The sequence below is a fragment of the Rhizobium sp. Root1203 genome, from assembly GCF_001424945.1.
Lineage (GTDB): Bacteria > Pseudomonadota > Alphaproteobacteria > Rhizobiales > Rhizobiaceae > Rhizobium.
In genome coordinates this window covers 182107-206174 of sequence record NZ_LMCW01000056.1, presented here as the reverse complement: position 1 = coordinate 206174, position 24068 = coordinate 182107, and the positions used below count along the sequence as shown (strand labels likewise).

Here is a 24068-nt window from a genome sequence, read left to right as displayed (position 1 = left end):
TTGTCATGCTGCCTTGACGGCGTCAGTATCCGGCGCCGACGTGCGCATCAGGTGGTCGAAAGCAGCAAGCGAGGCCTTTGCTCCCTCGCCGAGCGCGATGACGATCTGCTTGTAGGGAACCGTCGTGCAGTCGCCAGCAGCAAAGACGCCCGGAACCGACGTCTGACCGTGCTGATCGACGATGATTTCGCCGCGCGACGAAAGGTCGACAGAACCCTTCAGCCATTCCGTATTCGGCAAGAGGCCAATCTGCACGAAAATGCCATCCAGATCCAGCGTGTGGCGCTGGCCGGCAATGCGGTTCTCATAGACAAGACCCGTGACCTTCTGGCCGTCGCCAAGCACTTCGGTCGTCCTGGCCGACAGCAGGACATCGACGTTGGGCAGGCTCCGAAGCTTGCGCTGCAAAACGTCGTCTGCGCGCAGCATGCTGTCGAATTCGATCAGCGTCACGTGGCTCACGATGTTGGCGAGATCAATCGCCGCCTCGACGCCTGAGTTGCCGCCGCCGATCACTGCCACGCGCTTGCCCCTGAAGAGCGGGCCGTCGCAATGCGGGCAATAGGCGACACCCTTGTTGCGATAATGGTCCTCGCCCGGGACACCCATCTGCCGCCAGCGGGCGCCGGTGGACAGGATGACCGCCTTTGAGCGCAGCGTCGCGCCGTTGACAAGCTCGACGGAGATCATTTCCTTGCCCGCAACCAGCTTCTCTGCTCGTTGCAGGTTCATCACGTCGATATCGTAATCCCTGACGTGTTCCTCAAGCGAGGCAGCGAATTGCGGGCCTTCGGTGTGGCGTACCGAAATGAAGTTCTCGATCGCCATGGTGTCCAGCACCTGACCACCGAATCGCTCGGACGCGAGACCCGTGCGGATACCCTTGCGCGCGGCATAGATCGCCGCTGCCGCACCCGCCGGTCCGCCGCCGATGACGAGCACGTCGTAGGCTTCGCGATTGTTCAACCGTTCGGCGGCACGCTCGGCCGACGTAGTATCGAGTTTGGCGACAACCTCCTCGACCTCCATACGGCCTTGTCCGAAGATCTGACCATTGAGGTAGACGGTCGGCACCGACATCACCTGACGGCTTTCAACCTCGGCCGGGAAGACGCCGCCGTCGATCGCGACGTGGCTGATGCGCGGATTGAGGACCGCCATCAGGTTCAGCGCCTGTACGACGTCAGGGCAGTTCTGGCAGGAGAGCGAAAAATAGGTCTCAAAGCTGAGGTCGGCATCGAGATCCTTGATCTGGTCGATGATTGTCTGTTCGACGCGCGGCGGATGGCCGCCGACCTGCAGCAGGGCGAGCACGAGCGATGTAAATTCATGGCCCATCGGAATGCCGGCAAAGCGAAGCTGGATGTCATGGCCGGGGCTGTTTAGCGCAAAGGACGGCGCACGTTCGCCATCGTCACGACGCTCGGTGACGGAAATCTGCCTGCAAAGCTCGACCAGCTGGGTGAGAAGCGCCGACATCTCTTGCGACTTCGCGCTGTCGTCGACAGAGGCGGTAATCTCGATCGGGCGCACGACCCGTTCCAGGTAGGCTTTGAGCTGGGACTTCAGATTCTCGTCGAGCATGAACTACTCCGCTAAAAAATAGATGGCAGCACCGCTTGGGTGCTCAATACAGCAGGCGACGGTTGCCCTTCCGCTTGGAGAAGGGCAACCTTTCACTTCAGGTCAAATCTTGCCGACGAGGTGCAAGGATGGGGCAAGCGTCTTTTCGCCCTCTTCCCACTTGGCAGGGCACACTTCGCCCGGATGCGAGCGAACGTACTGGGCGGCCTTGATCTTGCGCATCAGGTCTGCGGCGTTGCGGCCGATGCCTTCGGCCGTGACTTCCATGGCCTGAATGACGCCATCCGGATCGACGACGAAAGTGCCGCGGTCAGCAAGACCCTCGGATTCTCGCATGACCTCGAAGTTGCGGCTGATCGTGCCTGTCGGATCACCGATCATCGTGTACTGGATCTTGCCGATCGTCTCGGAGCTGTCGTGCCAGGCCTTGTGGGTGAAATGCGTGTCGGTAGAGACCGAGTAGACCTCGACGTCGAGGCGCTGCAGTTCGGCGTAGTGATCGGCGACATCGCCAAGTTCTGTCGGGCACACAAATGTGAAGTCAGCCGGGTAGAAGAAGAAGACAGCCCACTTCCCCTTGGTATCGACGTCGGTCACTTCAATGAATTTGCCCTGCCTGAAAGCCTGCGCTTTGAAGGGCTTAATGGATGTGTTGATAAGGGACATGAAGGCTCCTGTAAAATTGCTGCGAGGCGAAATACCGCTTTCGCGCCGCAACATAAATGGAGCCCGGCGATAAATGAAATAGATAAATCCTAAAATTTCGATAGGGGGTGTCTATCGGCCGCAGTCCCATCTGCCGCGTCGCGAAGGGCGACAAGGGAAAATGCGACGAGCGCTTGTCCCCTCGTGCACTTCCCCATGTTTCAAGGTTAGACCGAACGACCGAGACCGCCGTCGACCTTGATGTTCTGGCCGGTAATGTAGCCCGCACCCTCCGACGCAAGGAAGGCAACTGTTGCGGCGATCTCCTCGCTTTTGCCATAGCGCTGCATGGGAACAGACTGCCGGCGGTCATCTGTTGCCGGCAGGCTGTCGATCCAGCCGGGCAGCACGTTGTTCATGCGGACATTGTCGGCGCCGTAGGTGTCGGCAAAGATCTTGGTGTAGGCGGCAAGCCCCGCCCGGAATACGGCCGACGTCGGGAACATGGCAGAGGGTTCGAAGGCCCATGCGGTGGAAATATTGATGATCGTGCCTGACTTCTGAGCCTGCATGATCGGTGTCACCAGCCTGGCCGAGCGGACGACGTTCATCAGATAGACATCAAGGCCCTTGTGCCAATCCTCGTCGGTGATATCGAGAATCGGCGCGCGGGGGCCGTGTCCGGCGCTGTTGACCAGCACATCAATGCGTCCCCAGCTCTGCATTGCCAGATTGACCAGACGCTGGAGATCTTCGTTCGACTGGTTGGAGCCCGTTACACCGACGCCGTTCAGTTCTTTTGCCAGCGCTTCGCCCTTGCCGGATGAGGAAAGAATGGCGACATTGAACCCATCGGCCGCAAGGCGGCGCGCCGCATCGGCGCCCATGCCGCTGCCGCCGGCCGTCACGAGCGCTACTTTTTCTACTGCCATAATTCTTGCCTTCCCTTAAGTGTGGCGCGCAATCAGCGCATTGTTTCCAGTCGTTCGCCAACATGATATCATTGCAACATGGCCTGTTCGAGCCAATTCCGTTGATATCTAACAGTAGAAATTCTATTGAATGACCAAGCCGCTTCATCGTCTTCCGCCTCTCAACGCCCTGCGTGCATTCGAAGTAGCCGCACGTCACCTGAATTTCCGGCTGGCCGCCGAGGAACTCGGAGTGACGCAAGGTGCTGTCGCGCAACAGGTGCGCGGACTGGAAGCCGAGCTGGGCTGCAAGCTGTTTCACCGCCTTCCGCGGATGCTCGCATTGACCGATGGCGGCCACACCTACGCGGTCAGCGTCAGACGTGCCCTCGAATTGGTGGCCGAGGCGACAGCCATGATCCGGCCCGAACCCTTTCGGCTGACCATCAGCGTAACACCCACCTTTGCCTCCAAATGGCTGATGCCTCGCCTGCCAAACCTGCTGGCCACCCATCCCGAACTCGACATACGCATCCTTGCCAGCGAAAGGGTTTCGAACTTCCGCTCCGATGCTGTCGATATCGCAGTTCGTTTGGCGCGACCGCCGTTCGACACCGGACTTGTCACCGACCTCTTGTTCAAGCAGGATCTGGTGGCGGTCTGCAGTCCGGATTTGATGCCCTTGGATGGCGTCCTGTCGCCAGCCGAGCTTAGTCGCTTCGTGCTGCTGCACGACACGCACGATCAGTGGCCGGCATTCATCGAGACGGTGCTCGCCAGTACGGCGTCCAACCTATCCAAAAGCGTGCGCTTCAACCACACCTCCCACGCAATCGAGGCGGCCATTGCCGGACAGGGGTTGGCATTGGCTAGCAGCGTCTTTGTCGACGAGGATATCGCCGCCGGACGACTGGTGCGCGCTTTCGAACAAACGATGCGCGCCACCACCGACTTTTACGTGGTCACACCGCGCCGGCCGCAAAATGCGCAATCGGTTGCCAAGGTACGCGACTGGCTGTTGCGTCATCAAGAACCGTCGTCCTGAGAGCGACCCATCAGCTCAAATGACGGCGCACACGGTCTTCAGCTCCAGATAGTTTTCGAGGCCGGGAGCGCCATTCTCATAGCCCCAGCCCGACTGCTTGTGCCCACCTTTCGGAAGTTCCGGCGAAAAATAGGAATGGCAATTGATCCATACGGTACCGGAGCGGATGCGGGCCGATAGCCGGTGAGCAGCGCTGAGGTCTCTGGTCCAGACGCTCGCAGCGAGCCCGTAAGGAGAATCATTGGAAAAGGCAATTGCCTGCTCGACATCGTCGAACGGTGTAACTGCAACGACGGGCCCAAAGATCTCCTCCCGCATCATCCGCATATCCTGACGCACGTCCGTGACAACGGTCGGCTCGAAGAATGTCTGCTGATCGCCTGCCTGCCTGCCGCCGGCGACAATCTCCGCGCCCTCCCCCACGCCTTCGCTGACATAGCCAGAGACACGATCCGCCTGCTTGCGGTTAACCAGCGGCCCGAGATCGGTTTGCGGGTCCAGGCCATGCCCGAGCCTGAGCTTGCCGGCCTCGCTTGCCAACCCTTCCAGCAACTGCTCGTAGACCGCGCGATGAGCGTATATCCGCGAGCCGGCAACGCAGACCTGACCACCATTTGAGAAGATGCCGCGAGCAATGCCAGGGATGGCAAGGTCCATATCGGCGTCCGGCATGACGATTGCCGGCGACTTTCCACCGAGTTCCAGGGTCAGTTTTTTCAAGTTGCCCCGCGCCGCGCCAACGATCAGCTTGCCGACCTCGGTGGATCCGGTGAACGCGACCTTGTCGACACCCGCGTGACCGGTCAGTGCAGCGCCGACAGATTCGCCGAGCCCGGTGAGGATATTGACCACACCGGCCGGCAATCCCGCCTCGACCATCAGCTCGCCGAGCCGAAGGGCCGTCAGCGAAGTCTCCTCGGCGGGTTTCAGCACGACAGTGCAGCCCGCCGCAAGCGCCGGCGCAAGCTTCATCGCCGCCATCAGCATCGGCGAGTTCCACGGGGTGATGGCAGCGACGACGCCGATCGGTTCGCGTGTCGTATAGGCGAACACTTTCTTGCCGGCAGGCTGGTAGCCGATCGAAGTCGGAATGGTCGTGCCGAGGATCTTCGTGGCGAAGCCTGCGAAATAGCGGAACTGTTCGGCCGATGCGGGGATCTCGGCCAAACGGCCGGTCTTCAAAGACTTGCCCTGATCGAGCGTCTCCAGTTCCGCCAGCTCGTCCACATGCGCATCGATCAGATCGGCGATCCGCCAAAGCAGTTTGCCGCGCGCCGATGGCGTCATGCCACGCCAGGCATCACCTTGGAAGGCGCGGCGCGCGGCAGCGACTGCTGCGTCGACATCGGCCCCATTTGCCTCCGCCAGCACTGCAAGCAGCAGCCCATTTGCGGGGTCGTGCGTCGTAAAGGTCGAACCCGACGACGCGTCGACCCACTCGCCGTCAATCAGCAGCTTCTTGCGTTGCTTTGCCAGAAAGCGCAGGGCGCCTTCGGTTGCTGGTTGAATGAAGGGGATGGACAGTGTCATGACACCAGATCTCCAGGACGTTTGGCGGCGCGAAAACGTTCTACGGAGCCGGGTGCGCCGCGCTTGCCAGATCCGATGCGTTTGCTTGATGCACTGCGCATGATGGAAGGATAGACGGGGATCATCGTCTTTCTTCCCCCATCGTGGTGCCGAAGCGCACGCCCTTTTCCTTCAGCCAGCGGCGATAGGCAACCGAAGAGCTGTCGGCCCGCGTCGGGATTTCCTGCCGCGGCTCAAGCGGTAGGAGCAAGGGGCGCTGGTTCTCGACGATGATACGATCCTGCAGGAAGATCACCTGTTCGAAGTTGAGGAGCGAGGTCTGGGTCGATGCGGTATCGACCAGGTACATCACGGGCTGAGCCCGGCAAAGGTGTTCCTCGAGCGGGTGGATGAAGAGTGCGATAGCGTCCAGCCGCTCAGGGGCGGTCGGACAGACGCGATAGAGCATCACGACAAACGGAGCAGGAACACGGTAGGTGAGTTGCACGAAGCCGCCTTCGCTTTCGGTCGCGGCGATGCGCGGCTGGAAGAATGTGCAGTTCGTTGCCCAGACCTCATCAACGTCCCGACGGATTTCGCTGAGATAGCCTGGCACTTCGGTATGCGGTTCGGAGCCGAGTATGTCGGCATGCACGAAGGGAAAATGCGCCATGTCGAGGAAGTTTTCCACGACCCTGAGCCCAGAGGCACGCATCTTTACCCAGCCGCAGGGCACGAAACGGCGATCGGCTTCATCTGCTTCCGATATCTCGAAGACGTCCTTGTTAGGGTGACCGAGCGTCGTCCAGACGCATCCGTATTTCTCCCGCACCTCCAGGGCCGGGACGGAAGGCCGGCCAGCCACGACTTCGTGGACGACGGGCTCACCGTTCTTGCGACGGAAGAGTTCGATATCCTGTCCAAGGAGGCGCGAGCGGATCGGCTGGCCGGTCAGATCTGCTGAAGTCTCGACCGCGTACCATTCGTTGAGCACAGCCTTGTCGGTCGTCTTTGACATGATCTCCTCCTCAGCCTTTCGTCCATTGCGGGGTTCCCTCGCGGTTGTCGGCGAGCCAGGCGGCGCGGCGCGCAAAATGCGGCGGAGCAATGCGGTGAATTTCGGCGATGATATCCTTGAGGTCGGCTGTCTTCAGCACCCCGTCTTCGACCAGGATTCTGCCATCCACCATGGTCAGGCTGACATCGCTGCCGCGAACCGCGTGGACCAGATTGTGTTGCAGGTTGAAATAGGCGCCCTCACCAAAGACCGGCGTCATGCGCGGCGTATCGGTTCGCACAGCGATGAGGTCGGCGCGCTTGCCGGCTTCCAGCGAGCCGATCTCATGATCGAGGCCGATGGCCTTGGCGCCTTCGATGGTCGCCATGCGCAGGACATCCCAGCTGTCCATGGCGGCGGCGTCCAGATCCTTCAGCTTGCCCAGCAGGGAAGCAACCTTCATCTCCTCGAACATGTCGAAGTTGTTGTTTTCCTTCTCGCCATCGGTGCCTATCCCGACCGGCACGCCGGCCGCGAGCATTTCGCCGACCCGCGCGATGCCACTCGCAAGCTTCATGTTGCTGACGGGATTGTGCGCCACCGATACATTGTACTTCGAGATGAGCTCAACTTCGGCCGAATCCAGCCAAACGCCATGGGCGATCATCGTAAGCGGCGCCTCGAAGAAGCCAAGGTCGTGAAGCGCATACATCGGCCGCTTGCCGTAGCGCTTGTCGAATTCGGCAAGCTCGATCTCGGCCTCGCTGCAGTGGGTGTGAAAGCCGGTCCTATGTTTCTTGGCGAGCGCAATCGCGCGCTGCTGGCCTGCCTCGTCCGCGTAGAACAGATGTTCAAGCCCGACCCAGACGTTGACCCGACCATCGACCTTTCGATGCCAGTTTTCGATCATCGCCTCGTTCATGTCGAGCGTATCGAAGTAGTTGTACTCGGGATGCTCGCCAACATAGGGCACAGCGACCAGCCGGTTGCCGATAGCGCTGGCGGCCTTGGCGCTGCCATCCATGAAGCGCCACATGTCGACAACGGTCGTCGTGCCGCCGACTACCGACTCGGCGTAGCAAAGAAAGGACGCGGCCTCTGCTTCATGCGGTTGCAGCATGCGGTGCATCGGATTGATGTGCAGCGTCAGCCAGTCCCAGACGGGCAGATGCTCGGCTGTGCCGCGAAGAAATCCGGAGTGGGCGTGCGCATTGACGAGGCCGGGCATGATCACGGAGTTGGCAGTTTTCCTGACGATGACGCCGGGATTGGAGGCCGTGACCTCGGAAAGCGAGGCAACGGCTTCGATCGTACCGCCATTGATGAGGACGGCGCCGTCCTTGATGACGCGATTTCTCGGGTCCATCGTCAGAATGTAGTCGCCGGCGATAATCTGCTTGTCCGCTGTCATGCTTTGTCCAGTTCGCTTCGGGTTTGTCTTTTCCGTGTCATGCTGCCGACAGCAGGAAATCGGCAGCGCGTTCTCCGATCATCGTGACCGGCGCGTGCGTGTGGCAGGTGGGGATGACGGGGATCACAGAGGCATCGGCGATCGTGAGACCCTCGATTCCGCGCACCCGCAGCCTGTTGTCGACAACGGCCTGATCGCCTCTTCCCATCGCGCAGGTGCCGCTCACGTGGAAAAAGGTCGAACAGGCGTTTCTCACATAATCGACGATCTCGGTCCGCGACAGACGCCGCGCCGGCGCTGCGTAGCCGCCGAACCAGCCGGCATAGCTCTGCGTCGCCGCAAGCTCCATCATGGTCTCGACCGCGATTACCAGCGCATCGAGATCACCAGGCTCGGCGAGGTAGTTCGGCTGGATTTCGACAGCGCCGCCGGGAACGGCAGACATTAGCCGCATGTATCCAACGCTCTTCGAGCGCATCAGGCCGCAGCCGATGGAGAAAACATCACCGGACAGATCGTAGAGTTCGCGAATGCGGGGTTCGGCACTGTTGCCCTGCACCGGGAAGGCATGAAGATCGGCCTGCGGGAGCGCGGCCGAGGATTTCCAGTTGATGACGGTGCCGCCGCCATTGTCGCGGACCGGACCAAGCGGCTGCCTTGATCGGAAGACGCAGGCCTGGACGAGCGGGTGATCTTGCAGGTTCTGCCCGACGCCGGCAAGACCGAGGCGGATATCGATGTCCAGCCGCTTCAGTTCCGACGGATCGCCGATGCCCGACATCATCAAAAGCCGCGGCGTGTCGATCGCGCCGAGCGAAAGGATCACGCCGGTGGTGGCCCTGACCGCATGCAGCTTTCCCTCTTGCACGTATTCGACGGAAGCGCATCTCCCGTTGTCGATACCGAGCCTGGTTGCCACAGTATCGGTCAGGATCGTCAGCCGCTCGTTGTCGAGGATTGGCCAGAGATAGCCTTTTGCCGAACTCCAGCGCTTTCCCTGAGAGATATTCAGGTTCGAGAGCGCGGCCCCTTCGTTGCTGGGGCCGTTTGGATCGTCGATCACAGGAATGCCGAGATCTGCAGATCCGCCCAGCATCGCCTCGGCAACGGGGTGGGGAGATGAACTGCGCTCTATCCGCAAGGGTCCGCCGGCGCCACGAAGTGCCGTCTCTCCATCCTGCCAGTCTTCGCACCGTTTGAAATAAGGAAGGACATCGCTGAACGACCAGCCTTTGGCGCCGGCTGCCTCCCAGCCGTCGTAGTCCGTGGGATGCCCGCGATACCACATCATCGCGTTGATGCTGCTCGAACCGCCGAGCACCTTGCCGCGCGGAATGCCTATCGTGCGGCCATTGATCCGCGGCGTCGGCGCGTAGTCGTAGCCCCAATCGTAGGCGCTCCGCCCGAGCGGCACCCAGGATTTTGGATCGTCGATTTCGGGAACTCCGATACCCGGGCCGCCTGCCTCGATCACCAGAACGGTGGCGTCGCTGCCGTCAATCAGCCTTCTGGCAACCGCACAACCGCCCGAGCCGGCACCGACGACGATATAGTCGTAGGCGGCGAAAATGGGTCTCCTAGGGATCATCAAAGCAGGCATCGGATGCAGCATTTCCTCAGTTGTGTTCACTCGGGCCCATGATGACGATGCCCTCCGTTGCTTCAACATGGCGGACGAAAATGTACTTGTCCTCGCGACCATCGCTTTGCTTGCGCTTGATATCCGGCTGCACCGTGCCGGCCACTTTGGCGACGACGAGATAGGGAACGTCGGCCTTGAGAGCGGCATTGCAATGAGTTTCAAATTCCTCCAGCGTGCGGGCGGTATAGGCGTGCTCGACGCCGGCGCCGCGGGCGATCGCCGCGATATCCACTCGGCCGAAGGCCGTATGCGTCGGGGGGCCGCCGATCGACTGGTAGCATTCGTTGTCCCACACCACCACAAAGAGGTTCTTTGGCTGCTCGTTGCCGAGCGTCGCCAGGATGCCCAGGTTGAACATCATGCCGCCATCGGTATCGAGCGAGACGATGCGCCGGCGCGGCAGTCCCGCTGCCAACCCGAACGCCTGCGGCGTGACGCAACCGAGCTGTTGCTGGAATAGGCTTGCCTGGCGCATATGGGGCGCGGCGTTGTACCATTCGTCGACGCTGGCGCCGAGCGAGAGGATGACCAACTCGTCCTTCAGGCGCGCCGAAAGGACGGTCATGCAATCGAAGCGCTTCATCGAACGATCTCCCCGCCAAGTGCCACAGCCGAATGATAGTAGGCGGCGTAGGACCAGTTGTAGGCATCGGCAATCGCCCGTTCGATGCGCTCTTCTTCGCGAACCACCTGATAAGGGATGCGCAACGCATTGAGGACCGGTTCCATCGTGATGCCGTGGGGAATGGCCCACCAGTTGTTTTCGCCCATCTCGCCGCGATAGCTCATCAGCATGACGACAGGGATGCCTGCGCCGAGGCCCATGCGGGCAAGCGGCTCCACAGACGCCCGAAGGCCTGAGTTTTCCATGATCAGCGCCGCGCGCTTGCCGGAAAGGAAAACACCGCCACAGATGGCAGCGCCCTCGCCTTCATTGGTGACGCGAATGGTACGGATATCGGGATCCGCGTCGAGCGCCGGGTAAAGTTCCTTGAAAAGGGAATCCGGAAGATAACAAACGATGCTCACGCCGGCCTTCTTCAGACCACGGATGACGGCGTCAACTGCAGTTTTTTTCATTGTGCGTCCTCATTTCGGAGCGAAATTGACAAACTGCAGTTGTTCGCAATAGTCCTTATTTTCTGATTGAAGTGATGCGCCGAACGCAACACCCTAAATGCCGTCTTCACCCGAACGCTCGATGGACTTTGCCAGAAGCTTGCCCAGAGCCGAAGCAGCATCCGACATCTCCTTTTCCGAGCGAGACAAAAGCATCAGCTTGCGCGGATTGAGCTTGGCGTCGCGCAGGGGCACGAATTTCAGCGCGCCGTCGGCGATTTCCTGTTCGATGCCGACACGCGTCTGCAACACCGTACCGAGGTTGCGCTTGGCGAGATCGACCATCAGCCCGATAGAATTTGTGCGGGCGCGTTGCGTCAGATCAATGAAGGAGCGGCTGAAGGCTTCCTCTATCCATGTGCCGAGCGTCAGGCTGGAATCCGACAGGATGACGCGCTGGCCGGCGAGATCGAACAGTTTGAGCTCCTTCTTCTCGGCAAAGTGGCTGTCGGGCAAAGCCAAAACGCCCAGTGGCAAGGAGACGATAGCGATCCGCCGAACGTTGCGTGGCACCCGGATATCGAAGACGACAGCAAGATCGCATTCGCCTTCGGCAACCGCATTGGCAGCCTGCTGCGACCCCATGACGCGTACATTGACGGTGATCGCCGGATGCCGCTGCCAGAATTCCTGTAGAGCCTGTGGCATCACGCCGCGTGAAACGCTTTCGATCACCGCCACCGACACCGTTCCGCGATGCAGGCCATGCAGGTCGTTGATCTCGCTGCAGGCTCGGTTCAGTTGGGAGAGACTGAGTCGGGCGTGATAGAGCATCAACTCGCCGGCGCTGGTCAGCTTGAGGCGCTGGCGCACGCGCTCGAACAGGGATGTGCCGAGTTCATCCTCCAGCTGCCGCAGGATGCGACTGATGGAGGACGGCGCGACGTTGAGCGCCTGGGCGGCCTGTCTTATCGAGCCTAGCCTTGCGACCAGCTGAAAGTAGTGAATGCGTGTGGCGACAAGTCCCAGACGGTAAGGATCCATCAGAGCGTCTCGAACAGCTGCTGGATCTCCATCTCGGGGACCAGCACGAGACCTTTGTCGGTGATGCGGATTTCCGGAATGACCGACAGCGGAATAAGGTTGAAGCCCATGTAGGCGATGGTGCACTCGGCCCTTTCCCACTCGACCTTCAGAGCCTTCACCTCCTCGGCAACCTCGTGCACGCGCTTGTCGGAGATAAGGCCGGCAATCGGCAGCGGCACCATGGCCGTCACTTTCCCATCCATGACGACGCAGACGCCGCCCTGCTTCTCCTCGATCGCATCGAGCGCGATCTGCATATCGCGCTCGTTGGTGCCGGCAACGATGATGTTATGGCTGTCGTGGCCGACGGATGAGGCGACCGCGCCTTTTTTCAGGCCGAAGCTGTTCAGCAGGCCGTGCGCGACATTGCCGGCGGATTTGCCGTGGCGCTCGACGACGGTGACAAAGCAAAGGCCGTGGCGGTCGAAATGGCTCTGCCAGTCGTTGGCGGGCTCCAGGGCGACCTTTGCGTGGCCGAGCGTGATGCCGGGTAGCTCCGTCTTGATCGTGTGAGCGATCACGGTTTCGGTCGGGAGATTGGGCGTCAGCTTGAGGTTTTTCGGCAGCTTGACGGTGTGGTAGGCGGCCTGCGGATAGCGATAGGGCCTGGAGAGCGCCTCTTCCAGGATGGGCGTCACCTTCCGGTCTTCCACCACCAGCTCGCCGCCGTACCAGGTGTTGACCGGCTTCAGGTCGTCGGTCAACAACACGAGGTCGGCACGACGCCCGCCGCCGAGGCCGCCGATTTCATTTTCCATACCGAAGCGCGTTGCTCCATGCAAAGAGCCCATCGCCCAGGCCTGTTCCGGCGTCATGCCCGCTTTCACCGCTTCGCGGGTCACCCAGTCGAGACCGAAGAGAAGCAAATCGTCGGCGTCGCGGTCGTCTGTGCAGACCGCGATGCGCTTGTGTGAGGAGCCGAGCTCGGTAATCGTCTTGATCGCATGCGGCAGGCTGTGCCAGGGCGTCGTCGGCGGACCACCTCGAAGGAAGAGCCAGATTCCGGCTTCGAGCATATCGTCGGCAATTTCGCGGTCGATCGCCTCGTGTGTGTCGGTGACACCCGATGCGGCATAGGCCGAGACGAACTCGCGCCCATAGACGTGACCTGACACTGGTCGCCCGCGTTGCAAGGCAGCGGCAAGGATGGCATGGCTGCGCTCGTCGCCCATCGCCACCTGCACGAAATCCATCTTCTCGCCGAGCGCCACGGCCTCGGGCCATTTGTCGAAGAGGGCCGCAATCTTCTCCGGCGTCAGGTTGCCGCCGGCCGTTTCAAGTTGCGGCGAGGTCGCCGGCACGGTGCTTGGCACTGTCAGGAAGATCGAGAGCGGCGCCTGGCGGGCATCCTCCAGCATCGCCTCGACGCCGGCCACGTCCATGACGTTGCCGATCTCGTGGCTGTCGCAGAAGATCGTGGTTGTGCCGTTGAGAAGCGCTGCTTCCGCGTAGGCGCAGGCCGTCACCATACTGGACTCAATATGGATATGCGGATCGACGAGGCCTGGCGCTATGATGCCGCCGCGGGCGTCATAAAGCCTGGCAGAGCCGTTTTTGAAGCTGCCCGATGGCTTCACGGCGGCGATGCGCCCGTTGGACACCCAGACTTCCCTGTCGCGGAGAATACGCTCGGAGTAGGTCGAAAGCACGCGGGCTCCCTGGATTACCAGATCGGGGTCCTTTCGCCCCGAGGCGACGTCAGCCAGCGTTCGCGTCAGCGTCGACAACGACCTCACGGAAAAACGGGTCAAAGTGCTCATGAGAACTCCAATCTGGAAATCAATGATAATCGGGAATGCCGGGCATTGTGTGGAAGCCCTTCAGCGTGCGGAAACGCCGGATCCAGCGGCGCAACGCGGGATACTCGTCGTGATCGACCCCGAAGTCGCGGCTGAGCGCAAAGGACGGAAACAGAGCGACATCGGCAAGTGTTGCCCTGTCGCCAACGAACCATTCCTTTCCGTCGAAATGGCGCGCCGTCATGTGGTCGTCCATGATGCGGAAGGCGTTGCGCGCGCTGGCACGCAGCGCCTTTTCGTCGCCAGCGACATCGAACAGCGCCTGTAGCCGGGCCTCTATGGCGGGTGCCAATGCAGTTTCGGAGAAAAACAGCCACATCGAGACCTGTCCGAAGGCCACAGCATTGTCCGGAAGCCAGTGCTTTGCGGGATCATGAGCCTTGGCGAGATAGAGCAGGATCGCCCCCGTGCCATGCAGCAGGAGGTCGCCGTCACGAATGACCGGGAGCGTCCCAAGTGGGCTTAGCGCCAGCATCGGCGGCTTCTTCTGCTCGGCGCCGGGGAACATGTCGACCGCGATCGTCGTCCACTGAAGCCCGAGCATGGAGAGAAGCAGGCGGGCGCGGTAGCTCGATTCATCGAGTTCGTAGTTGTAGAGCGCAATCTCAGACATCAGGCCACCTCCGCCGCGCTAGGCGTTGCCTGCTCGAGGTGGAAGCGGAGATTTTCCGCCCACTGCGCATAGTGCTTCTGCTTGGCGCCGCCATAGATCGCATGCGAGCCTGATATGACGATGTGCACGGCAGTTTTCGCTTCCGCCTTTGCCTGGAAGGCAAGCAGCAGCACGTCGTCGCCGGACACGAGCTTGCCGACCTGTTCGCACAGCATCGTCATGCCGGCCTGTTCGAATACATCCTGGACATCGCTCTTCGCACGATCGACGTAAACGCTTCTAACCGGTGTTATCGCGGCCGAAGGGCCTGCATCCGGCAGCAGATTTTCGGATGCCGTCGTCGTCCAGACGATCCCGTATTTTTCTTTCGCCTGAAATGTCGGAACCTTGATCGTCTCAGGCACCTCCAGCGTCGGGTGAGCCGGAATGTAGCGGCATTGACCGGCGGTATCGTATTGCCAGCCGTGATAGAGGCAGGCGATGTGATCGCCGCGCACGAAGCCGAAGCTGAGGCGCATGCCGCGATGCGGACAGCGATCTTCCCATACATGGGCGTTGCCGCTGTTGTCGCGCCAGACGACGATCTCGCTGCCTTCGACGATGGCGCCTGTCGATGTCCCGGCCTCGATCGACGCCGACAGAGCGACCGGCACCCATCCCTCGTTCAATTTCATAGTTCACTCCTGTTCACACCGCTGCGCGTTCGATATCGAGTATGATGCAATCGTAGGGCCCAAGGCTGCAGGCCATTTCGAAGGCGTCGACCAGATCTTCCTGTCCCTTGACCGACACCGTCGCTGACGCCGCGTCACAGGCGCCAACAGCGATTTCCAGGTCCAGCCGCCGGGCTCGGTGGTGCGCGAACTCCACGAAGCTCGCACACACCATCTGTCCCCGAAAAGTGAAGCGCGCCGTCTCGATCACACCCGACATTGTTCGCTCATCGCCTGCACTTGCCTCAATCTCATGCCCAAAGCTTCGCCGTAATGCATAAAAATTACTCATGCTTTACTTTTGGGCATTTTAGGCATTGTCTGGAGCGGATTTCAAGAGACTTTGCATCACCGCTTGTTGCCTTTTACGCAACTTCGTCATCCGAAATTTCGCTCTATGCGGAACAGTGGCGATTTGCCAGTGTCGGCTCGTCTCGTTGTTTCCGGCCCATCAGGGCTTTCCGCAAAAGGCATTCGCAGCATCGCCGGGGCAATTCGACCAAGGCCTCTCGACATGCGATCGCGACGGCATAACGGTTTGACCGGCTTCGTGTCCGACGAACCGGTTGATGCGCGGCAACTGGCATAATTGTTGCGTTGAAGACACCATAACCGAAACGGTCACAGACCATAGACGCGGCTTTCGCGCCAAAACCAAAAGGGGATCCCATGATTGACTTGCGTACGCTTTCCCGCCGCGGATTTCTGAACATGAGCGCTGTAGGTGCAGCGGCCATGATGCTGCCTGCCGGCTTTGCCCGCCAGGCGCTTGCAGCCTCCCCGCTGCCGGCGGTCAAGGAAGAAGACGCCGTCGTCGGCTTCGGCCATGTCGGTCCGATTTCCGACGAAGGCTGGACATGGGCGCACCATCAGGGTCTGCTTGCCGTCAAGCAAGCCTACCCAAAACTCAAGAAAGTCCTCGAAGTCGAGAACATCCCCTACTCCGCCGACGCGACCCGCACCTACCGCCAGTTTGTCTCGGAAGGCGCGAACATTATTTTCGACACCTCGTCGAACGGCGACTTCCTGCATGAAGTCGTCAAGCGCGCCACGGACGTCGCATTCATGGAGTGCAACGGCCATGTCACGATGGACAATCTCGGCTGGTATTATCTCGCGCACTGGTATCCCACCTATGTTCTGGGCGTTGCCGCCGGCCACCTCTCTAAGACGGGCAAGCTCGGCTACGTCGCTTCCTTCCCGGTCGCCTCGGTCTATGCATCCACCAACGCCTTCCTGATGGGAGCGCGCACCGTCAACCCGAATGCAACCGTCCAGACGATCGTTATCAACTCCTGGTTCGACCCGCAGGCGGCAACGCAGGCCGGCACGGCGCTGATCGATAACGGCTGCGATTTCCTGTTCGGCATCATGGACGAAGCCGGCTACCTCCAGGTCGCCGAAAAGCGCGGGGTTTGGGCTGCAATGTGGAACACCGACATCCGCCGTTACGGCCCGAACTCCTACGTCTCGTCGATCCTCATCGACTTCACCAAGTTCTATGTCGATCAGGTCGGCAAGCGTCTTGCCGGCACCTGGACACCGAGCGAGCAGCTGTTTGCGATGGGCGCGGGCGTTGATCGTGACAAATGGGGCGAAAAGGTTCCGGCCGACGTTGCCGCTGCCGCCGACGCGGTGCGCGAAAAGATCATAGGCGGCTGGTCGCCCTTCGTTGGCGAGTTGAAGGACGCAACCGGCAAGGTGCGTGTCGAGGCCGGGCAGAAGATGACCGAGCTCGACCTCTACAACTGGGACTGGTCGGTCGACGGTGTGACCGGCCTGTCCGCCTGATCTGGCCTCCCAAGCCAATAGCCCGGCCGTCCAGTATCGGTCGGGCTTCCCGCCTTCAATCACCGGTGCCATTCCATGACTGAAAATGCGTCCCGCTATCTGCCCCCTCCGGGTACTCCGCCTCTTGTCCAGCTGAAGGGCATCGCCAAGTACTTTCCGGGGGTCATCGCCAACGAGAATGTCGATCTTGAAGTGATGCCGGGCGAGATCCATGCCCTTCTCGGCGAAAACGGCGCCGGGAAATCGACACTGATGAACATCCTCACGGGCATTTACCGGGCGGATGCGGGCGAAATCATCATCGACGGCTACGCAAAGGAATTCTCTACCCCGCTGCAGGCGATTGCATCCGGCATTGGCATGGTGCACCAGCACTTCAAACTCGTCCAGGCCTTCACTGTTGCCGAAAACATCCATCTCGGCTGGTCGCAAACGCCGCGCCGCGCCTCCGCACAGGTTCTGGAACAGCGCACTCGTGCCCTCGCTCAGAAATTCAATCTCAAGACAAACCCGGGCGCCCGTATCAGCGACCTGTCGACGGGCGAGCAGCAGCGTGTCGAGATTCTTAGGGTGCTCGCCCGGCAGGCGCGCGTCCTGATCCTCGATGAGCCTACCGCCGTCCTGACGCCGGCCGAAGCGCGCGACCTGTTCAAGGCGCTTCGCGAATTCGTGGCCGCCGGCAACGCCGTTATCTTCATCAGCCACAAGCTCGACGAAGTGCTTGAGATCTCGGACCGCATCAGCATCCTGCGCGGCGGCCGGAAGATCGCCACGGAAAACACAGCCGACTGCCATCCGCGCATGCTCGCCAAGCTGATGGTCGGTCGTGACATCGTTCTTGCAGACATGCGGCAGCGGCCGGCGGGCGCGGCGCCGATGTCGGCGATGCCGGTGCTTTCGCTTGAGAACGTTTCGGCGATCGGTGACGACGGCAACGAGGCGCTGCACGGGATTTCGCTTGACGTGCGCGCCGGCGAGATCGTCGGCGTTGCCGGTGTCGCGGGTAACGGCCAGCGCGAGTTGAGCCAAGTTCTGACGGGAATCCGCCCCGTGAGCACCGGCCGGATCCTGATTGCAGGCAGTCCGGTCGAAAAGAGCAATGCCGCAACGTTTGCAGATGCAGGCATCGGTCACATTCCGGAAGATCGCCTTCACAGCGGCCTTGCGCCAGCACTGAGTATCACGGTCAACGCCGTGATGCGGGAATACAAAAAAAAGCCGGTGTCGTCGGGCGGCACCTACAGGCCGGGCGCGGCCGCAGCGCTCGCCAGGGAGATCGCTTCCGCTGCCGAAGTTGCCATTCCTGATTTCTCTATGCCGATCCGCAACCTGTCGGGAGGCAATCAACAGCGCCTAGTGGCCCGGCGCGAGATGCGCATTGCCGACAAAGTTCTCATTGCAGCCTATCCCAGCCGCGGGCTGGATGTTGGCGCCATCAACACGATGTTGCGCTACATCGTCGAACTGCGCGATGCAGGCGCCGGCATCATTCTCATTTCCGAAGAACTCGAAGAGTTGCTGAACCTCTCTGACCGCATTGCCGTACTTTATGAAGGGAAGATCATGGGAATCGTCGACAACGAAAAGACCGACATCGACGAGATCGGTCTGCTGATGGGCGGCCGCACCCAGGCGCATGAGGTCGCATAGTATGGCAGCCTCGTTCCGTCTTCAGCGCCTGCCCTCAGCGTCCCCAGGCATTGCGTTTGCCGCCCGTGCGGCCGCCATCGTTGTGGCCCTGGTCTTCGCCGGCATTATTCTCTCGGCTACCGGCGCCAACCCGATCGAACTTGCCTCGGAGGTTGTGGATGCCAGTTTTGGCTCAAGCTTCGGCATGGAGGACCTCGGCGTCCTGGTCATTCCGCTGATCCTGACTGGTCTGTCGGTCGCCGTTGCCCAACAGATCGGTGCCTGGAACATCGGTGCCGAGGGGCAGTTTTACGCGGGCGCCTTTGCGGCTGCCGCTGTTGGTCTCTTCGTGCCCGGCTCGCCCGCACTCATCTTGGTGCTGATGTTCTTTGCGGGGCTTGTCGGTGGCGCTCTCTGGATCCTCGTGCCGACACTTGCCCGTGCCTATGCCAACGTCAACGAGTTGATCACCACGCTGCTTTTGAACTTCGTGGCAATCCTACTCGTCTATTTTGTCTCCACCAATGCCTGGCGCGACAAGATGGCAAACTCCGCGACGCCACGCCTTTCAGCGGAGATCCCAGAATTCTGGGGTTCGATCCACTGGGGCCTGCCGATCGCCATCATCGTGGCGCTCCTGGTCGCCTGTCTCCTTGCCTTTTCACGCTGGGGCTATGAAGTCCGGCTCGTCGGCTCCAACCCTTCCGCCGCCAGGTATGCCGGCATGCCAGTCCGCCGCCACCTGATCACAGTCATGCTGCTCTCCGGCGCCATCGCCGGCCTCGCGGGCATGCTGGAAATTGCCGGAACGGTGCATCGCCTGCAGGGCGGCATTTCCAACAACTATGGCTATCTCGGTATTATGGTCGCGGTGCTTGCGCGAAGTTCCGCCGTCGGCGTCATTTTCTCGGCAGCACTCATGGCATTCATCTTGAACTCCGGGATCATACTGCAGACGCAGGGGCTGACCACATCCACGGTGCTCGCGATTACTGGCCTCATTCTGTTCCTGACAGCGATCGGCGACGAACTCGCCCATTACCGTATCGCCCGCGACAAGGCTTGAAGGAGAGCGACCATGGATCTTTTGACAGGCCTCTTTACTACGGCCTTCCTTGCCGGTGGCGTTCTTGCGCTTGCAGCCCTTGGCGAGGTCCTTGCCGAACGCGTCGGTGTCGTCAATCTCGGCGTCGAGGGCCTGATGGCGATGGGAGCGTTGACGGCAATCGCAACCGTCGCCGCCGTCCCGTCGCCGACTATAGGCTTTCTGGCGGCAATCGTCGTCGGCGCCCTGTTCGGCGCGTTTTTTGCATTTGCGACCGTTATCTTGCGCGCCAACCAGGTGCTTTGCGGCCTGGCACTGACATTGATGGGCAGCGGTATCGCCTCGACGATCGGGCGCGCCTATTCGGGCATGCCTGCACGGGCAGTCTTCTCGCCGATCGAGGTGCCGCTGTTGAGCAAGATCCCGATCCTTGGTCCGGCCTTTTTCTCGCAGAACATCCTCGTCTACCTCATTTATATCATTCTTCCGGTGGGACTGAGCTATGTCATGTTCCACACGCGCCATGGGCTCAATCTGCGTGCCGTGGGTGAAAACCCGGCTGCGGCAGACGCCGCTGGAATTCCCGTCAACCTCATCCGCTTTGCCTATGTCACCGCCGGCTCGGCGCTGGCGGCCGGCGCCGGCGGTTATCTGACGCTGACCTTCGTACCGTCCTGGTCGGACGGCGTCGTTGCGGGCCGCGGCTGGATTGCGGTCGCGCTCGTCATCTTCGCCGGATACCGGCCGATCCCTGCCGTCCTCTCGGGTCTGTTGTTCGGCTTCATCACTGCGCTTGGCTTCGTCGGCCAGGCGCGCGGCTGGCCGATTGCGCCCGCCTTCCTCTCCATGCTGCCCTATCTCGGCACCATGGCCTTCATCATCGTGCCGGTCCTTGCCTGGCAGCGCATGCGTCGGATCATGGCGGCTCCCGCCGCGATCGGCGTGCCCTACTACCGCGACGTCCGATAAATGCCGGAAATGACATGACCACTCTGCTTGTAAAGAACATCTCCTATCTCGCAACCTTCGACGACGAGGCCCGCGAGATAAAGGACGGCGCATTGCTTGTGCGCGACAATGTGATCGAAGCCGTCGGCGCGATGGCCGACATCGAGGGCGCTGTTGCCGATCGGGTGCTCGATCTTTCGGGCCATATCGTCATGCCCGGAATGGTCAACATCCACCACCATATGTACCAGAATCTGACCCGTGTGATGGTGCAGGACGACGAGCTGCTGGTTTGGCTGAAGACGCTCTATCCAATCTGGTCGGCGCTCGATGATCACGCGATCGGCGTCTCGGCGCGCGTCGCCATGGCGGAGCTGATCGCGTCAGGCTGCACGACGAGTTCTGATCACCTCTACATCCTGCCGAACAACTGCACGCTTGACGCGACGATCGACGCTGCCAACGATCTCGGTCTTCGTTTCCACGCTGCGCGCGGTGCAATGTCGCGCGGCCAGAGCCAGGGCGGCCTGCCGCCGGACAACTGCGTGGAGAAGGAAGCGGATATCCTCAAGGATGCCGAGCGGCTGATCCACCGCTATCACGACAATTCCCGCCACTCGATGAGCCGTATCATCCTGGCGCCGTGCTCGCCGTTTTCGGTGACCCCGGGCCTGATGAAGGATGCGGCCGCCCTTGCGCGCAACCACAAGGGGGTCCACCTGCATTCGCATCTGGCCGAGGACCTCTTCGAAGAAAAATACTGCCACGACGTCTACGGCATACGCTCGGTCGGCTTTGCAGATGCCGTCGGCTGGCTTGGGTCGGACGTATGGTTTGCGCATTCGATCTTTATGACATCGGACGAGATCAGGCTCTTTGCCGATACCGGCACCGGCGTTGCCCACTGCCCGTCTGCCAACATGCGCTGCGGCCAGGGCATCGCCAAGATCCGCGAGATGCTCGACATGGGCGTCAATGTCGGCCTCGGCGTCGATGGTTCGGCCTCAAACGACACCTCCAACATGTTCATGGAGGCCCGCCTTGCCCTGATGCTGCAGCGTGTCGCGCCCAATAAATATCTTTCCGAAACCCCTGGCGGCCGCGGCGGCTTCGGCGGATCGCCAAAAGCGCTTTCGGCCCGCGAGGCGCTGACGATGGCGACGCGCGGCGGTGCCAAGATCCTCGGCCGTGACGACATCGGCTATCTCGCGCCCGGCATGAGCGCGGATTTCATCGCCGTGAAGCTGAACCAGCTCGGCCTCTCTGGCACCCAGCGTGACCCGCTGGCCGCGCTCGTGATGTGCGGCCCGTTCAAGGTCGACTATTCCTTTATCAACGGCCGCGAAATCATCGCGGGCGGTCAGTTCCGGCATTTGGATGTGGACGGATTGCTGGCAAGCCACCAGACTGTGATGGACCGCATCTATGATCAATGAAAGCGAGCATCCCATGAGCCAGTGTTCGGACAAGGCAGCCCTCGACCAGTGGTATCCGCTTGGCACCGAGACGGAGATTGCGTTCGGCCACTCGGCGACGCGCCTGCTGGGCTTCGATCTGTCGCTGACTAGTGCGACCAACGGAACGATCTCCGTGACGGCCGAGGGCCGTTCCGAACCGCTGCCGATCATCAAGCGCTTCGGTCTTGTCTGGGCAACGCTCGGCGAGCCCAGGGGCGGCCTGTTCGCGTTGCCTGAAGCCGACGAGGACGACCGCCGCGTGGTCAATTGCGGCGCTGTCTTGGTGCGTGCCTCGGGGCTGCGCATCATCGAGAACTTCCTCGACATGGCCCATTTTCCTTTCGTGCATACCGACATCCTGGGTGCCGAGCCGCATACGGAGGTCATGCACTACAACGCCGAAATCCGTCGCGACGTTGACGAGGTCTGGGCAACCAACTGCCAGTTCTTCCAGCCGCAGGCAGCGCTTTCGGCGACCGACGGCATCATGACCGATTACATTTACCGGGTGATGACGCCTTTCACGACCCTGCTCTACAAGACCTGCCCGAATGCGACCAACCGCTGGGATGTGATCTGCCTGTTCGTGCAGCCGCTGGAACCGGACCGCTGCATCGCCCATCCCGTCATGTTCTTGATCGACGATGTCTCGACCACGACCGAACTCGTGCATTTCCAGCAGCTGATCTTCCTGCAGGACCGCATCATCCTGGAAAACCAGCGTCCATCGCTGCTGCCGATGGAAGCACGCGCCGAAATCCCGACGCGCGCCGATGCAAGCTCGATTGCCTACCGCCGCTGGCTGAAGGAAAAGGGCATCACCTACGGTACGATGGCGATGGCAGCATGAGTATTCCCGATATCGCCATCATCAACGCAACTATTCTGCCGATGGGCGGCGCAGAAAAGATCGAAAATGGCAGCCTGACAATCTCCGGTGACAGCATAACCGCAGTCGGGCCAGCGGCCTCCGTTTCGACGGCGGGAGCCAAGAAGCTGATCGATGCCAACGACCGTGTCGTCATGCCAGGCTTCGTCAACTGCCACACCCACATCGCTTCGAACATGCTTTTGCGTGGGCTGCTGGAAGACGTCCAGCTTTTTGAATGGCTGCAGACGATGTGGCAGCTTAAGCGCAATTTCGACGAGGAGACGCTTTACTGGGCGAGCCTGATGGGCCTCGTCGAGATGGCGAAATCCGGGATTACGACCTTCAACGAGCACTTCGACGCCTATCGCGTCGAGCCCCAGATCGCGGCACTTTGCAAGATGCCGCTGCGTGCCACGCTCGGCTACGGCCTTGCCGATCGCGGCCTTTATGCCCCAATCACTGATTGGTCGTGGAAGGCGCTTCATCGCTTCGGTGACAAGGTCTCCCTGCATCATCGAACCCGCAACGACCGCGTTCACGTCGCACTCTCGCCGCACGCACCCTATTCGTGCGGTCCGGAGATGTTCAAGCTCGTGCGCCAGGTGGCTGACGCCCACAAGGTCGTTATCCATACGCACCTGTCGGAAGGCATGCAGGAGATCATCTATGTGAAGGAAACCTACGGAACCACGCCGGTTCAGTGGGTTCAGTCGCTCGGCTTCCTTGGACCTGATGTGACGGCAGCGCACGCCACCCAGCTCAATGACGACGACATCCGCATTCTGGCGGAAACCGGAACCCGCATCGCTCATTGCCCCTGCTGCAACGCCAAGCTCAATTCCGGCACGCTTCGTCTCCGCAGTGTCAGGGAGGCCGGTATCCCGGTCGGGCTGGCGACCGATGGACCTGCAAGCCACAATGCGCTCGACATGTTCCAGGAAATGAAGTTCGCCGGCATGATCCACAAGGACAAGACTGGCGACGTCGAGTTCATGAAGACCAGCGAACTTCTGGAGCTCGCAACGACGGGCGCTGCCGCCGCCATGAACAGGCCGGAAACCGGTCGCCTTGCAGTTGGCAGGAAGGCAGACGTGATCATCGTCGATCTCGACAAGCCGCATTGCATGCCGGTCTACGACGTGGCCGCAGCACTCGTCTATTCAGCGCGCGCAGACGATGTCGTCACCACCATCTGCGACGGACAAATACTGATGGAAGACCGCGTGCTGCCGGGTATAGACGAGACGGAAATTCGTCATAGATTTCGCGAGCGCGCACTTGCCCTCAGGTGTCGAAGCCTCAACTGAACTCGG

General features: G+C 61.0%; 22 protein-coding genes. 8 read left to right on the top strand and 14 right to left on the bottom strand.

Features of this window, described 5'->3' with window-relative positions; genetic code table 11:
• Nucleotides 1–3 precede the first annotated feature (3 nt).
• The 3 genes from ahpF to ASC97_RS29120 all read right to left on the bottom strand — a co-directional run bounded on the left by ahpF (nt 4) and on the right by ASC97_RS29120 (nt 3161).
• Nucleotides 4–1584: an alkyl hydroperoxide reductase subunit F gene (gene ahpF / locus ASC97_RS29130; RefSeq protein WP_057471806.1), complete on the bottom strand. Its 1581-nt coding sequence runs from the start codon at nt 1582–1584 to the stop codon at nt 4–6.
• A 102-nt stretch (nt 1585–1686) separates the two neighbouring features.
• On the bottom strand, nt 1687–2250 hold the full coding sequence (gene ahpC / locus ASC97_RS29125) for an alkyl hydroperoxide reductase subunit C (RefSeq protein ID WP_057471805.1): 564 nt from the start codon (nt 2248–2250) through the stop codon (nt 1687–1689).
• Nucleotides 2251–2456: 206 nt separating this feature from the next.
• Complete coding sequence (locus ASC97_RS29120; protein ID WP_057471804.1) at nt 2457–3161, bottom strand: SDR family oxidoreductase; 705 nt, start codon at nt 3159–3161, stop codon at nt 2457–2459.
• 130 nt (nt 3162–3291) lie between these two features.
• Here ASC97_RS29120 and gcvA point away from each other — a divergent pair, with 130 nt between their 5' ends.
• Complete coding sequence (gene gcvA / locus ASC97_RS29115; protein ID WP_057471803.1) at nt 3292–4185, top strand: transcriptional regulator GcvA; 894 nt, start codon at nt 3292–3294, stop codon at nt 4183–4185.
• A 15-nt stretch (nt 4186–4200) separates the two neighbouring features.
• On the opposite strand, the gene ASC97_RS29110 is transcribed toward gcvA, so the two are convergent.
• From ASC97_RS29110 to ASC97_RS29060, 11 genes are all read right to left on the bottom strand, one after another.
• On the bottom strand, nt 4201–5715 hold the full coding sequence (locus tag ASC97_RS29110) for an aldehyde dehydrogenase family protein (RefSeq protein ID WP_057471802.1): 1515 nt from the start codon (nt 5713–5715) through the stop codon (nt 4201–4203).
• A gap of 121 nt (nt 5716–5836) precedes the next feature.
• The gene (locus tag ASC97_RS29105; protein ID WP_057471801.1) at nt 5837–6712 is read right to left on the bottom strand and encodes an aromatic ring-hydroxylating oxygenase subunit alpha; all 876 of its coding nucleotides are present in this window, start codon (nt 6710–6712) and stop codon (nt 5837–5839) included.
• 10 nt (nt 6713–6722) lie between these two features.
• Nucleotides 6723–8102, bottom strand: a complete 1380-nt coding sequence (locus ASC97_RS29100) for an amidohydrolase family protein (protein ID WP_057471800.1) — start codon at nt 8100–8102, stop codon at nt 6723–6725.
• Between the two features lie 37 nt (nt 8103–8139).
• Nucleotides 8140–9702, bottom strand: a complete 1563-nt coding sequence (locus tag ASC97_RS29095) for a GMC family oxidoreductase (RefSeq protein ID WP_244481618.1) — start codon at nt 9700–9702, stop codon at nt 8140–8142.
• 16 nt (nt 9703–9718) lie between these two features.
• Nucleotides 9719–10327: a thiamine pyrophosphate-dependent enzyme gene (locus ASC97_RS29090; RefSeq protein ID WP_057471799.1), complete on the bottom strand. Its 609-nt coding sequence runs from the start codon at nt 10325–10327 to the stop codon at nt 9719–9721.
• Nucleotides 10324–10824 (bottom strand): thiamine pyrophosphate-binding protein, encoded by a 501-nt coding sequence (locus ASC97_RS29085; RefSeq protein WP_057471798.1) that lies wholly within the window; start codon nt 10822–10824, stop codon nt 10324–10326. The genes ASC97_RS29090 and ASC97_RS29085 overlap by 4 nt, the downstream gene beginning before the upstream one ends.
• Nucleotides 10825–10917: 93 nt before the next feature.
• Nucleotides 10918–11847, bottom strand: coding sequence for a LysR family transcriptional regulator (locus tag ASC97_RS29080; protein WP_057471797.1), 930 nt, complete (start codon nt 11845–11847; stop codon nt 10918–10920).
• A complete protein-coding gene (locus tag ASC97_RS29075) occupies nt 11847–13649 on the bottom strand; it encodes an adenine deaminase (RefSeq protein WP_057471796.1) in 1803 nt (600 codons plus the stop codon). The genes ASC97_RS29080 and ASC97_RS29075 overlap by 1 nt, the downstream gene beginning before the upstream one ends.
• A gap of 19 nt (nt 13650–13668) precedes the next feature.
• Nucleotides 13669–14301 (bottom strand): glutathione S-transferase family protein, encoded by a 633-nt coding sequence (locus tag ASC97_RS29070; protein WP_057471795.1) that lies wholly within the window; start codon nt 14299–14301, stop codon nt 13669–13671.
• Entirely contained in the window at nt 14301–14975 is a 675-nt protein-coding gene (locus tag ASC97_RS29065; protein WP_057471794.1) for a Rieske 2Fe-2S domain-containing protein, read from the bottom strand. Before ASC97_RS29065 ends, ASC97_RS29070 begins: the two co-directional genes overlap by 1 nt.
• A 13-nt stretch (nt 14976–14988) precedes the next feature.
• Nucleotides 14989–15234, bottom strand: a complete 246-nt coding sequence (locus tag ASC97_RS29060) for a hypothetical protein (protein WP_244481617.1) — start codon at nt 15232–15234, stop codon at nt 14989–14991.
• Nucleotides 15235–15683: 449 nt separating this feature from the next.
• Here ASC97_RS29060 and ASC97_RS29055 point away from each other — a divergent pair, with 449 nt between their 5' ends.
• The 7 genes from ASC97_RS29055 (at nt 15684) to ASC97_RS29025 (ending at nt 24062) form a co-directional block, all read left to right on the top strand.
• Nucleotides 15684–16805 (top strand): BMP family ABC transporter substrate-binding protein, encoded by a 1122-nt coding sequence (locus tag ASC97_RS29055; RefSeq protein WP_057471793.1) that lies wholly within the window; start codon nt 15684–15686, stop codon nt 16803–16805.
• 75 nt (nt 16806–16880) lie between these two features.
• Nucleotides 16881–18455, top strand: coding sequence for an ABC transporter ATP-binding protein (locus ASC97_RS29050; protein WP_057471792.1), 1575 nt, complete (start codon nt 16881–16883; stop codon nt 18453–18455).
• Between the two features lies 1 nt (nt 18456).
• A complete protein-coding gene (locus ASC97_RS29045) occupies nt 18457–19500 on the top strand; it encodes an ABC transporter permease (protein ID WP_057471791.1) in 1044 nt (347 codons plus the stop codon).
• A 12-nt stretch (nt 19501–19512) separates the two neighbouring features.
• Nucleotides 19513–20448, top strand: coding sequence for an ABC transporter permease (locus ASC97_RS29040; RefSeq protein WP_057471790.1), 936 nt, complete (start codon nt 19513–19515; stop codon nt 20446–20448).
• Between the two features lie 14 nt (nt 20449–20462).
• Nucleotides 20463–21863 carry an 8-oxoguanine deaminase gene (locus ASC97_RS29035; RefSeq protein WP_057471789.1) on the top strand — a complete coding sequence of 467 codons (1401 nt, stop codon included), beginning with the start codon at nt 20463–20465 and terminating at the stop codon, nt 21861–21863.
• A gap of 13 nt (nt 21864–21876) precedes the next feature.
• A complete protein-coding gene (locus ASC97_RS29030; RefSeq protein ID WP_057471863.1) occupies nt 21877–22734 on the top strand; it encodes an aromatic ring-hydroxylating oxygenase subunit alpha in 858 nt (285 codons plus the stop codon).
• A complete protein-coding gene (locus ASC97_RS29025) occupies nt 22731–24062 on the top strand; it encodes an amidohydrolase family protein (protein WP_057471788.1) in 1332 nt (443 codons plus the stop codon). The genes ASC97_RS29030 and ASC97_RS29025 overlap by 4 nt, the downstream gene beginning before the upstream one ends.
• Nucleotides 24063–24068 lie beyond the last annotated feature (6 nt).